Origin of the sequence: Nitrosomonas oligotropha, assembly GCF_009833085.1 — a bacterium.
Lineage (GTDB): Bacteria > Pseudomonadota > Gammaproteobacteria > Burkholderiales > Nitrosomonadaceae > Nitrosomonas > Nitrosomonas oligotropha.
In genome coordinates this window covers 1-11,407 of the sequence record NZ_QRBZ01000059.1, presented here as the reverse complement: position 1 = coordinate 11,407, position 11,407 = coordinate 1, and the positions used below count along the sequence as shown (strand labels likewise).

Below are 11,407 nucleotides of genomic sequence, written 5' to 3'. Positions count from 1 at the left end.
TTACTCATCTCATTGCTCCTTCTAGCACAATGTCAGAGCTTAACTGCTTGTACAGTTTTTTGGGGAGCCACTTCAGTTTCTAAATGAACAGCAGCGCCAGCCCAAGACCGGCGGCGCTGGCCAGCATGCCGGACACGCATTGTCTGGCGAGAAAGCGGCTGCCGATGAAGAAAATCAGGCCGAGTTTGAAGCCGATGTTGGAGAGTATCGCGAGTGTGATGGCGGTAATCGCTTGATTTGCTTCCAGCTTGCCCAGCTCAAACAGATGCAGGCTCGATAGCGTAATGGCGTCGACATCGGTCAGGCCGGAAATGAGTGCGACGGCGTACAGCCCGCTGCTGCCGGCGATGTCGGAAAGCCAGGTGGAAAAGAACAGCACGCTGCCGTAGATCAATCCGAAAGTTGTTGCGGCGCCCAACTCGGTGGGGTTTTTGATTTCCGGTATGGGCACTTCTTGTTGCTGGCTCAGCCGGAACCACCAGTACGCCGCGATGCCTGACCCGAGCAGGAAGCCGCTGCCCAGCACGGGGAGCAATTGCGGCAAAATGGCGGGTGAGGCAACCGCGCTGATGATCGATAAACGGAGCAGTACCGTCAGATTGGCGATTAGAATGACGACCACGGCGAGTTGTGTGAAGTTCTGGTTTTCCGCGGTACGGCGCGCGTACACCAGTGTCGTGGCGGTACTGGATACCAGCCCGCCGAATAAACCCAGTATCACGCCATGCCGCTGGCCGATCAGTTGCAACGCGACATAACCCGCCAGGCTGACGCCGGAGATGAGAACCACCATCAACCAGATCTGGTGCGGATTGATCGCTTCATACGGGCCGTAATACTTATCCGGCAAAATCGGCAGAATGATGAACGTCAGCACGGCGAATTGCAGCACCGAAATTAAATCGCGCCGGGTCAGCTTTTCCGTAATGCCGTGCAGTTCCGTCTTGAAGTACAACAAAACCGTCGTGATGATGGCGAGCATGATCGCCAACGTGCCGTTGCCGTACCACACCGATGCGCCCAGACCGTAGCAGACCAGAATGGCGGCGATGGTGGTGGTGCCCGGGTCGGCGTTGTCGTCCTTGACGCGGGAATACGCAGCCACCATCATCAGGCCGACGATGAATAGCCCGCCAAGCAACAGCCACGGCGTGGCTTTTTCCGACAGCATCGCGGCCAGCGTGCCGAACATTGCGACCAGAGCGAATGTTCTCAGTCCGGCACGCGATCCCGGGTTGCGTTCGCGTTCCAGTCCGATCAGTAAACCGATAGCCAAGCTGGTCAGGAAATGCGGCAGGGCGGCCAATTCGCCATTCAACGTGAATTCAGTGTGCATCGCCGGTCACCGGGTTATCTGCATGGAACCAATGTTCCAGCAGGAATTGTAAGGATGATTTGCCATTATATTCATTGATCTGCAATCGATAAACCGCATCGATCACATCGGGCAGCGGATCGCTGTGGAAAAACAGAATGGCGTCGTAGGTTTCAGCGGATTTTCGCGCAGCTTGCGCTGCGTCATCGGCGCCCGCAACGTGCAGTTTTTTTAATTTCAGTTTCAGATGTTTTTCCCCGACGATGCGCTGGCTTTCGACATAAAAGCGCGCATTGAACGACGGCTGCGGGAAACCTTGCCCCCACACCTGGCGTTCGAGTGTTTCCGCCAATTCCAGCTTGATTTCGGAAAGCTCCAGGTCACCGTCGGTTTCGATCACGCGGGTTAAATCGGCGGGTGTCAGCAATGTTTGCGCAACCTGCTCGAACGCCGCGCGGAATGCTTCAAAAGCATCGCCGTGAATGGTCAACCCGGCAGCGGCGGCATGGCCGCCGAATTTGCGGATCAGCTCGGGGTGTTGTTTGGATACCAGATCGAGCGCGTCGCGTAAATGAAAACCGTTGATCGACCGTCCCGAACCTTTGATTTCGCCGTCGTTGCCGGGTGCGAAAATGATCACCGGGCGGTGATATTTGTCCTTGATGCGCGACGCGAGAATACCAATCACACCTTGGTGCCAATCGGTATCGAATAAACAGATGCTGTAAGCGCTCTGGATGTCCGGCTGGCGCGCATTGAGCGTATCCTCCAGCTTGACGAGCGCGCTTTCCTGCATGGCCGATTCGATTTCGCGTCGTTGCCGGTTCAATTCGTCCAATTGCTTGGCGATGTCAGCCGCATACGCCTCGTCGTCGGTGATCAGGCATTCGATACCGAGCGACATATCGTCCAGCCGCCCGGCGGCATTCAGTCGCGGCCCGAGCATGAAGCCCAGGTCATAGGTGGAGATTTGCCGGGCATCGCGCCGCGAGACTTGCAACAGTGCGTTAATGCCCGCGCAGGCCTTGCCTTTGCGGATGCGCTGCAAGCCTTGCTGTACCAGAATACGGTTGTTGCTGTCGAGCTTGACCACATCGGCGACGGTTCCCAGCGCCACCAGGTCGAGAAAGTAGGCGAGATTGGGTTCCTGGCCTGCCGCAAAAGCGCCGCGCTGACGCAACTCGGCGCGCAGCGCGAGCATCAGGTAAAAAATGACGCCCACCCCGGCGATGCTTTTGCTTGGAAAAGGACAGCCGGGCTGATTGGGATTGACAATCGCCAGTGCCGCGGGCAGTTGATCGCCGGGCAAGTGATGGTCGGTAATCACCACTTGCATGCCTAGCTGGTTGGCTTCAGCCACGCCGTCCACGCTGGCGATGCCGTTATCGACTGTGATCAGGACATCCGGTTGTTTGGAAGTATGCGCCAGACGCACGATTTCCGGTGTCAGACCGTAACCGAATTCAAACCGGTTCGGCACCAGATAATCCACGTTAGCGCCGAACTTGCGCAAGATGCGCATGCCGGTGGCGCACGCAGTCGCGCCGTCGGAATCGTAATCTGCAATGATCAGCAGGCGTTTTTTTGCCGCGATGGCATCGGCCAGCAAGGCGGCCGTTGCGGTAATGTTTTTCAGCTGACCGAACGGAATCAGGCGCGTCAGTTCGGTTTCGAGCTGGCCGGAATCCTCAATGCCACGCGCGGCGTAAATGCGTGCCAGTACCGGGGGTAATCCGCTACCGCTGAGTGTTTGGAAACTTTGCGGATCATACGGACGAATAGTGATTTTGGGCATGCGCCTGGTCGTAAGAAAAAATTTCGAGTGGCATTCTGTAAAAATTCAAAGTTCTAACAAGGCGAGCAATGAAGCATGGTCACGAAATTTGAATTTTTTATTCTGCCGGGGTTTCTACCGTTGCGGCAAGCTTTTCCACCTTCAGTATGTGCAGGCGGCGGCTATCGGCGCGCTGTACGGTGAATTTAAAGGGACCGATGATGGCCGATTCGTTCCGCACGGGTAAGCGGCCGAACTTGCTGAGCACCAAACCGCCAATGGTGTCGAAGTCTTCATTGCTGAAGTTCGCACCGAGCACTTCATTGAAATTATCGATCTCGGTAATCGCCTTGACGCGGTAGCGTCCGTCGGCTTCCATGACGATATTGTCCTCTTCTTCGTCGAAATCGTATTCGTCCTCGATTTCCCCGACGATTTGCTCGAGCACATCCTCGATCGTCACCAATCCGGCCACGCCGCCGTATTCATTGACGACAATCGCCATGTGATTGCGGTTGCTGCGGAAATCCTTGAGCAGCACATTCAGTCGTTTGGATTCGGGGATGAAAACCGCCGGGCGCAGCATGTCGCGAATGTTGAATTCATCCGGATCGGCGTAATAGCGCAGCAGGTCTTTCGCCAGCAGAATGCCGATGATTTCATCCTCGGAACCTTCAATGACGGGAAAGCGCGAATGTGCGGCTTCGATGACAAACGGAATGAATTGCTCGGGTTTCTTGCTGATGTCGACGACATCCATTTGCGAACGCGGCACCATGATATCGCGTGCCTGCATTTCGGAAACTTGCATGACGCCTTCGATCATGCTCAATGCGTCCGAGTCGAGCAGATTGCGCTCAAAAGCGGAGTGTAACAGGGTAATCAGTTGTTCGCGGTCTTCCGGTTTGCGGATCAGCATGGCGCCTAATCGCTCTAACCAGCCGCTTTTAGGTGAAGGGTCATCCATAGTATGTGAGAAGTTGAATGGGTAAAAATAAAAAAAGAGGATGCATCATTATTGCGCTGTAATAGCACCGGCTGCATCACGGTAAGGATCCGCATAACCCAGCGCCGCCAGTATGCGGGTTTCCAGTTGCTCCATTTCCGCCGCATCGGCGTCTTCGATATGATCGTAACCTTGCAAATGCAGCACGCCGTGCACGGTCAAATGCGCGTAATGCGCCAGCAGGTCTTTATGTTGTTGCTGCGCTTCTTGGCTGACGACCGGCGCGCACAGCACGATATCGCCGGTTAGCGGTTGCATATCGTCATAAACGAAAGTCAGCACGTTGGTCGCATAATCCTTGCCGCGGAATTGCCGGTTTAACTCTCGCCCTTCGGCTTCGTCCACCAGCCGCAGCACGATTTCGGCTTGTTGCATCAGTGCGGCTTTGACCCAGCGGCGGAATTGCGGCCGGGTGGGTACAGCGGAGCTGCCGGTTGCATATTGCACCATCAGTTTGAACGGTTTCTTTGTCTGCAAGGCGAATCAGGGTTCCTGCCTGTGTTTGTCGTGTTTCTCATAAGCATTGACAATGCGTTGCACCAAAGGATGTCGCACCACATCTTCGGATAGAAAACGGCTAAAAGCGATGCCGCGTATGTCCTTGAGCACCTGTTGCGCTTCCACCAGTCCGCTTTTTTGATGTTTCGGCAGATCGACCTGCGTTACGTCGCCGGTAATGACGGCTTTCGAGCCCAAGCCCATGCGCGTCAGAAACATTTTCATTTGCTCCGGCGTGGTGTTTTGCGCTTCGTCCAGAATGATGAACGATTGGTTCAAGGTGCGTCCGCGCATGAAAGCCAGCGGTGCGATTTCAATGGTATTGCGTTCAAATTGTTTGGCGGTTTTATCGAAACCCATTAAATCATACAACGCATCATAGAGAGGGCGTAAATAAGGGTCGACTTTCTGGGTCATATCGCCGGGTAGAAAGCCCAGTCGCTCTCCCGCTTCCACGGCCGGACGCACCAGAATCAAGCGCGACACCAGGCCGCGTTCCAGCGCATCGACCGCGCTGGCTACCGCCAGATAGGTTTTGCCGGTACCGGCCGGGCCGATGGCGAACGTAATATCGTGTTCCTGGATTTGTTGCAGGTATTGCGACTGACGCGGTGTGCGGCCATGCAAATTGCTGCGGCGGGTTAACAAGGTGAGCGCGGCCGGTTGTTTGGCGCTGGTACTGTCGTCGGGGCCGCCGGTTTGATCTGGCGCATCGTGCGGATTCAGCACTTCGATCAAGCCGAGCTGGATCTGCTCCAGACTGATATGGTGTTGCGACTGATCATAAAAATTGCGTAGCGCCTGCGCCGCCAGCTGGGTTTGCCCGGATTTTCCCGATACGCTGAAATGTTCGCCGCGCCGGGATATCGTGACATCCAATGCCGTTTCAACTTGCTTGAGATTCTCATCCAGTGCGCCGCACAAATTGGCGAGGCGCTGGTTGTCGGCGGGTGTGAAAGAAATTTCCAGGGGTGTCGGTTTCAAAGTCGGCTGTTACAGTTACGATAATGCGATTCTCTCAGCGGGCGCGATACTTTGCAAGTGCAGAACCTTGCCGTGGATGTGTTTTTATCCATGCACAATTTCGCCGCGCAGCGTATGCGACCGTGCCTCGGTGATGCGCACGTTGACAAAACTGCCCACCAGCGCGGGATCGCTGGCCAGATTGACGACGCGGTTGTTATCGGTGCGTCCGAAAAACTCGTTGGCATTTTTTTTGGAAATACCTTCCAATAACACCCGCTGTATCGATCCGACCATTCCCAGGCTGATTTTGCGGGCTTGCTGGTTAATTTGCGCTTGCAAGCGTTGCAGCCGCTCCAGTTTCACTTCCGGCGGCGTATCGTCGGGCAGATCGGCGGCGGGTGTGCCGGGGCGCGGGCTGTAGACGAAGCTGTACGATTCGTCGAAATTCATGTCCTCGATCAGTTGCATCGTCGCGTTGAAATCCGCTTCGGTTTCTCCCGGGAAACCGATGATGAAGTCGGAGGACAACGAAATATCCGGGCGGATCGTGCGCAGTTTGCGGATGATCGATTTGTATTCCAGCACGCTGTAGCCGCGTTTCATCGCCGCCAGAACCCGGTCGGAACCGGATTGCACCGGTAAGTGCAGGTGGTTGACCAATTTGGGCAGCTGGCTGTAAGCCTGAATCAAACGCGTGGTGAATTCCTTTGGGTGCGACGTGGTGTAACGGATGCGCTCGATGCCGGGAATTTCATGCAGATATTCCAGCAGCAAAGCAAAATCGGCGATCTCGCCGTCGTCCATGCTACCGAGGTAGGCGTTGACATTCTGCCCCAGCAAAGTGATTTCCTTGATGCCTTGATCCGCGAGAATGGCGATTTCGGTCAGCACATCGTTCAACGGGCGCGACACTTCTTCGCCGCGCGTATACGGCACCACGCAGAAACTGCAATATTTGCTGCACCCTTCCATGATCGAAACAAACGCCGTGACCCCTTCGGTGCGGGCGGGCGGCAGGTGGTCGAATTTTTCGATCTCGGGAAATGAAATATCCACTTGCGAGCGACCGGTCGCTTTGCGCGTTTCGATCAGTTGCGGCAGGCGATGCAAGGTTTGCGGCCCGAATACCACGTCGACGAACGGTGCACGGCTGACAATCGCCTTGCCTTCCTGGCTGGCGACGCAACCGCCGACACCGATCAGCAAATTGGGATTGTTTTCCTTCAGATGCCGCACCCGTCCCAGGTCATGAAACACCTTTTCCTGCGCTTTCTCGCGCACCGAGCAGGTATTGAACAAAATGATATCGGCCTGCGCCGGATCGTCGGTGGATTCCATGCCATAAGCGGCGTGCAGGACATCGGCCATTTTCTCCGAGTCGTACTCGTTCATCTGGCAGCCGAAGGTTTTGATATAAAGCTTGTTACTCACGAATTATTTAGCGCTGTGTTAAAAAAAGAAAAAACGTTTTTTCGGTTTCGGTATCTGCTGCCCTTCGCTTTCCGCTTCCTTGACTTCATCGGGCGTCAGAATCCAGACCCGGTGCAGATTGCCCATTGTATCCAATTGAAAGCGGATCAAACCGATATAGTTCGCCGTGGACGGCAGAATAATCATATTATCGATCCCGCGGATCTGCCCGCCCGCGCCCATCGTCATTTGCTGCCCGTTGATGGTGAAGTGCGGAAAAGCCACCGCCGTCAGATTGCCTAATTGACTATTGGGAGGAAATTTCCGGGTTTGCTGGCTAAAAGCGGGATGCGATAGCATGCTCAATACAAAAATCAGTAGCAAGGATATCGCCTGCGTTTCTTTCATAGTTTTACTGAATGGCAACAGGATAAAAACAAACGGATAAGCGGTACGAAACAGGGGTTTGAATCTTGACCGGCACCTGATGTTTCCGAGGGCCTTATGATACGCTAAAGCGAAATTCCGTATCAACGAATTTGTAGCTTTCGTATCCATTGGAATGAATTTATGGGCAATCTCCAGCGAATCTATCAATTGCACCGCATATTGGCGTCCCGCACTTTGCCGGTGTCGCATCAATCGCTCGAACAACTGCTGGAGTGCTCCCGGGCGACAGTCAACCGCACCATCGAATCGTTGCGGTTGTATTTCAATGCCCCGATCGTCTACGACCGGGAACGCAACGGCTATTACTACGAATCGCGCGATGCCGGTCTGTTTGAATTGCCCGGTGTTTGGTTTGACGCGCAGGAATTGCACGCGCTGCTCACCATGCAGCAACTGCTGGAACAAATTCAGCCGGGCTTGCTCGCCATGCAACTCAAGCCGATGCAGGAGCGCTTGAAAAAGATACTGGCAACCCAGCAACTGAACGATCCGGACGCGGTCAAGCGCATCCGCATTTTGACCATGTTGAGCAGGCAACCGGCCTTACGGCATTTTCAGTCTGCCGCCAGCGCGGTATTGCAACGCAAGCAGCTCGATATCGCCTACCACAGCCGCGGACGCGATCAGCAAACCGAACGCATCGTTTCCCCGCAACGGCTTACGCATTACCGCGACAACTGGTATCTCGACGCCTGGTGCCACAAGCGAGAGGCACTGCGCAGTTTTGCCGTGGAACGCATCGCCGCGTGCCAGATGCTCGATCACGCGGCCCGGAACATTACCGACAACGAACTCAATGGCCATTTCGCTTCCAGCTACGGTATTTTCGCCGGTCAGGCAAAACATACCGCCGTGTTGCGTTTCACCGCCGAACGCGCCCGCTGGGTTGCGGATGAACAATGGCATCCGCACCAGCGAGGCCAGTTTCTGCTCGACAGCAGTTACGAGTTACGCATCCCGTACGCCAACGAAACCGAATTGGCGATGGACATCCTCAAGCACGGCGCGGCGGTTGAAGTTATCGCCCCGGAAGCATTACGCCAAACCATCCTGCAAAACTTGCAAAAGGCGCAGGAGAATTATTTACCCGAAAGGAAAAAAGAATGAAACCAGGACGAAACGATCCGTGCCCTTGCGGTAGCGGAAAAAAATACAAATCGTGTCGCTTGCGGGCGTAAGAAACGCGGTAAGCCGGAGATTTTTCATGGCATCAAATCAGCCACGCCATTAGTGGATTGAACCGGAAACTTTTCTGAAAACTTGGGATGATTTCAACAGGCTCAGGTTTTGAGCCTGCGGCTTGGGATAATGCAAAGGTGTCATTTTTCGATGGAGAAACACCATGTCCCGGCGCGTATTCCTGCAATCACTTACCGCACTGCTCGGCGGGCTTGCGTTACCGACATTGACGCAAGCGAAACCGGCCACCAAACCATGGAAAACCCTGCAAATCTCCCCGATAGCGGGATTCCAGTATCACCAAGGCGAAACCCTCTAGCCGCAACTTGCCACCGGACAGGCAGTCACGCTGATACGGGAACCCGGCAACCGCTTCGACCAACGCGCGGTGCGCATCGACTGGCAAGGCGAAAAACTCGGCTACATCCCCGCCAGAGACAACGCCGCCATCTCGCAACTGCTGGATCGCGGAGAAAAATTATCGGCTTTGATCGTAGGGTTGAAAAAAAGTAATAATCCGTGGGAACGGATTGAGGTGGAGGTGCGGTGGCGAGTATGAATCATACATTTATCATGAACTCCTGAAATCAAGATAAAAGGACTGCAACAAGATGGAGCAATTGACTGACCTAAAAGCAATTCTGCATTCCAAACGCGCCAATATTTATTACCTTGAGAAATGCCGCATCATGCAGAAAGATGGCCGTGTTCTTTATTTAACAGAAGCCAAGGACGAGCAATTGTATTGGAATATCCCGATTGCCAATACCACGGTCATTTTATTAGGCACCGGCACCTCGATCACGCAAGCGGCAGTGCGTATGCTGGCATCGGCCGGTGTTTTGATCGGTTTCAGCGGCGGCGGTGGCACGCCACTCTTGGCCGCCAGTGAAATTGAATGGCTCACGCCGCAAAGCGAATACAGGCCCACCGAATATGTGCAAGGATGGTTGTCATTCTGGTTTGATGAAGCAAAACGATTGCAAGTTGCCAAACATTTCCAGCTTATGCGCATCAATTACCTGCAAAGCACATGGCGCAAGGATAAAGATTTAAAAAATGAAGGTTTCTTTATTGACGATCAAGATGTCACGCAAGCGTTTTCGGGTTTCTCAAACAAAGTCGAGCAAGCAAACAATGTCACCGAATTATTGTTGATTGAAGCGCAACTTACCAAAAACCTCTACAAAATCGCCGTCAGCCGGACCCAGCAAAAAGATTTCGTGCGTAATTACGACAGTACCGACAGCGCAAACGCTTTCCTGAATCATGGCAATTACTTAGCCTACGGATTAGCTGCGACTACACTTTGGGTGCTGGGTATTCCACATGGTTTTGCAGTGATGCACGGCAAAACCCGCCGTGGCGCATTGGTGTTTGACATCGCCGACCTTGTCAAAGACGCCATCGTCCTGCCTTGGGCTTTCGTTTGTGCCAAGGAAAAAATGAGTGAACAGGAATTCCGCCAGCAAATCCTGCAAAAATTTACTGAACACAAGGCCATGGATTTCATGTTCGAGCAAGTCAAGCAACAGGCGCTCCTGGAATCACGGCCATGATGGTCACCTTCATCAGCCAATGCGAGAAAAAAGCGCTCAATCGCACCCGCCGGGTATTGGATGCTTTCGCCAATCGTATCGGCGACAACACCTGGCAAACCGTGATCACGGAAGAAGGATTGATCGCCGTCAAAACCTTGCTACGCAAAACCGTAACCAAGAATACTGCCGTAGCCTGCCACTGGATCAGATCGCGGAGTCGAAGTGAGTTGGTATGGATTGTGGGAAATCGAGACCAATTCAATCCACAAGGCATTGTGCCAGTTAATTCCACCACCAAGGAACTCATAATGGATATACCCAAGCAAGCAGCTAATCCTAATTTTCTCTACGCCAACACTCACCTACAGGCGTTGGCCGAACATTTGTTTGCCGTGGGCTATGTTGCTGAGCAATTACTAGCACATTTGACGCTGCACAAAACGAACGAAATGGAAACAGCCTTTGTTGCTGGGTGCTTACATGATTTAGGCAAAATCGATCCGGCTTTTCAGGATTGGGCGAAAAACCCGAAGAAAAAGAATCTTCAGGCGGAAGACGGCCAACACATAGACGACACCAAATTCAGCTTCGATAAGCATCCACGCCATAACGAAATTTCTGTGCTGCTTTATCAATTGCTCGATCCTATTTCGTTCAAAGCGATTAGCACTGGTCACAAGAATGCAATCAAGCATACTATTTATTGGCACCATGCCAAACCATACCGCAAGGAAAAAGACCCTGAGTTTTCAACGTTTGGCGGGATTCACAAAAAATTTAACGGCAATTTAGGGTCTCTACCGTTTTCGGAAATTATTGAGAAAGCGCAGAAGCTGCTGCAACAAATTGGTGAAATTGATCAAAAATATCGGAACACCGAAACATCGTTGATTAACAGAATTTACAGCGAAACGGTGGATTTGGACACATTGGATAACATCAAAACAACACCGTTACCCAATTACAAGACGTATGAACTGGAAAATCGTATCGACGATTATCGGCAGCAAATCACCGCCAACGCTCTACACAATCTGATGCGCGCTTGTGTCATCTCCGCAGACCGATTGATCTCGGGGTTATCTGCTGAAGATTTACATGAGTATATTAAATTCAAGAACCTTAATGTTTTGGTTGAAAAGGCATTGTCTTTGGAGACCAATTTATTTTCTTATATTCAAAACTGCCTGACACAATTTCCCCCAAGTGAGCGAACCACCAAACAAAGTCAAATCGCCGCACAACTTGGTAGTGTCTCAGTTTGAAAT

General features: G+C 53.0%; 12 protein-coding genes and 1 pseudogene. 6 read left to right on the top strand and 7 right to left on the bottom strand.

The features are described from left to right. Positions 1 to 79 precede the first annotated feature (79 nt). The 7 genes from ABD07_RS14325 to ABD07_RS14295 form a co-directional block, all read right to left on the bottom strand. On the bottom strand, positions 80 to 1,336 hold the full coding sequence (locus ABD07_RS14325; RefSeq protein ID WP_160818853.1) for an MgtC/SapB family protein: 1,257 nt from the start codon (positions 1,334 to 1,336) through the stop codon (positions 80 to 82). Then, entirely contained in the window at positions 1,326 to 3,110 is a 1,785-nt protein-coding gene (gene recJ / locus ABD07_RS14320; protein WP_160818852.1) for a single-stranded-DNA-specific exonuclease RecJ, read from the bottom strand. Before recJ ends, ABD07_RS14325 begins: the two co-directional genes overlap by 11 nt. A 97-nt stretch (positions 3,111 to 3,207) precedes the next feature. Further along, a complete protein-coding gene (locus tag ABD07_RS14315) occupies positions 3,208 to 4,056 on the bottom strand; it encodes an HlyC/CorC family transporter (protein ID WP_160818851.1) in 849 nt (282 codons plus the stop codon). A gap of 48 nt (positions 4,057 to 4,104) precedes the next feature. Beyond that, on the bottom strand, positions 4,105 to 4,545 hold the full coding sequence (ybeY, locus tag ABD07_RS14310; protein ID WP_160818855.1) for an rRNA maturation RNase YbeY: 441 nt from the start codon (positions 4,543 to 4,545) through the stop codon (positions 4,105 to 4,107). A 33-nt stretch (positions 4,546 to 4,578) separates the two neighbouring features. Beyond that, the gene (locus ABD07_RS14305) at positions 4,579 to 5,577 is read right to left on the bottom strand and encodes a PhoH family protein (RefSeq protein WP_160818850.1); all 999 of its coding nucleotides are present in this window, start codon (positions 5,575 to 5,577) and stop codon (positions 4,579 to 4,581) included. Between the two features lie 84 nt (positions 5,578 to 5,661). Then, on the bottom strand, positions 5,662 to 6,990 hold the full coding sequence (gene miaB, locus ABD07_RS14300) for a tRNA (N6-isopentenyl adenosine(37)-C2)-methylthiotransferase MiaB (RefSeq protein ID WP_160818849.1): 1,329 nt from the start codon (positions 6,988 to 6,990) through the stop codon (positions 5,662 to 5,664). 18 nt (positions 6,991 to 7,008) lie between these two features. Beyond that, positions 7,009 to 7,377 (bottom strand): hypothetical protein, encoded by a 369-nt coding sequence (locus ABD07_RS14295; protein ID WP_160818848.1) that lies wholly within the window; start codon positions 7,375 to 7,377, stop codon positions 7,009 to 7,011. A 162-nt stretch (positions 7,378 to 7,539) separates the two neighbouring features. On the opposite strand from ABD07_RS14295, the gene ABD07_RS14290 reads away from it, so the two are divergent. From ABD07_RS14290 to ABD07_RS14270, 6 genes and pseudogenes are all read left to right on the top strand, one after another. After that, the gene (locus ABD07_RS14290; protein ID WP_160818847.1) at positions 7,540 to 8,526 is read left to right on the top strand and encodes a helix-turn-helix transcriptional regulator; all 987 of its coding nucleotides are present in this window, start codon (positions 7,540 to 7,542) and stop codon (positions 8,524 to 8,526) included. Beyond that, the gene (locus ABD07_RS15125; protein ID WP_160818854.1) at positions 8,523 to 8,597 is read left to right on the top strand and encodes an SEC-C metal-binding domain-containing protein; all 75 of its coding nucleotides are present in this window, start codon (positions 8,523 to 8,525) and stop codon (positions 8,595 to 8,597) included. Before ABD07_RS14290 ends, ABD07_RS15125 begins: the two co-directional genes overlap by 4 nt. Before the next feature lie 164 nt (positions 8,598 to 8,761). Further along, positions 8,762 to 8,917 carry a hypothetical protein gene (locus ABD07_RS15120; RefSeq protein WP_240142585.1) on the top strand — a complete coding sequence of 52 codons (156 nt, stop codon included), beginning with the start codon at positions 8,762 to 8,764 and terminating at the stop codon, positions 8,915 to 8,917. 18 nt (positions 8,918 to 8,935) lie between these two features. Then, positions 8,936 to 9,157: pseudogene (locus tag ABD07_RS15115) on the top strand (HIRAN domain-containing protein); the annotation flags it as partial. 52 nt (positions 9,158 to 9,209) lie between these two features. Continuing rightward, on the top strand, positions 9,210 to 10,157 hold the full coding sequence (cas1f, locus tag ABD07_RS14275) for a type I-F CRISPR-associated endonuclease Cas1f (protein WP_160818846.1): 948 nt from the start codon (positions 9,210 to 9,212) through the stop codon (positions 10,155 to 10,157). Further along, the gene (locus tag ABD07_RS14270; RefSeq protein WP_160818845.1) at positions 10,154 to 11,404 is read left to right on the top strand and encodes a CRISPR-associated endonuclease Cas3''; all 1,251 of its coding nucleotides are present in this window, start codon (positions 10,154 to 10,156) and stop codon (positions 11,402 to 11,404) included. The genes cas1f and ABD07_RS14270 overlap by 4 nt, the downstream gene beginning before the upstream one ends. Positions 11,405 to 11,407 lie beyond the last annotated feature (3 nt).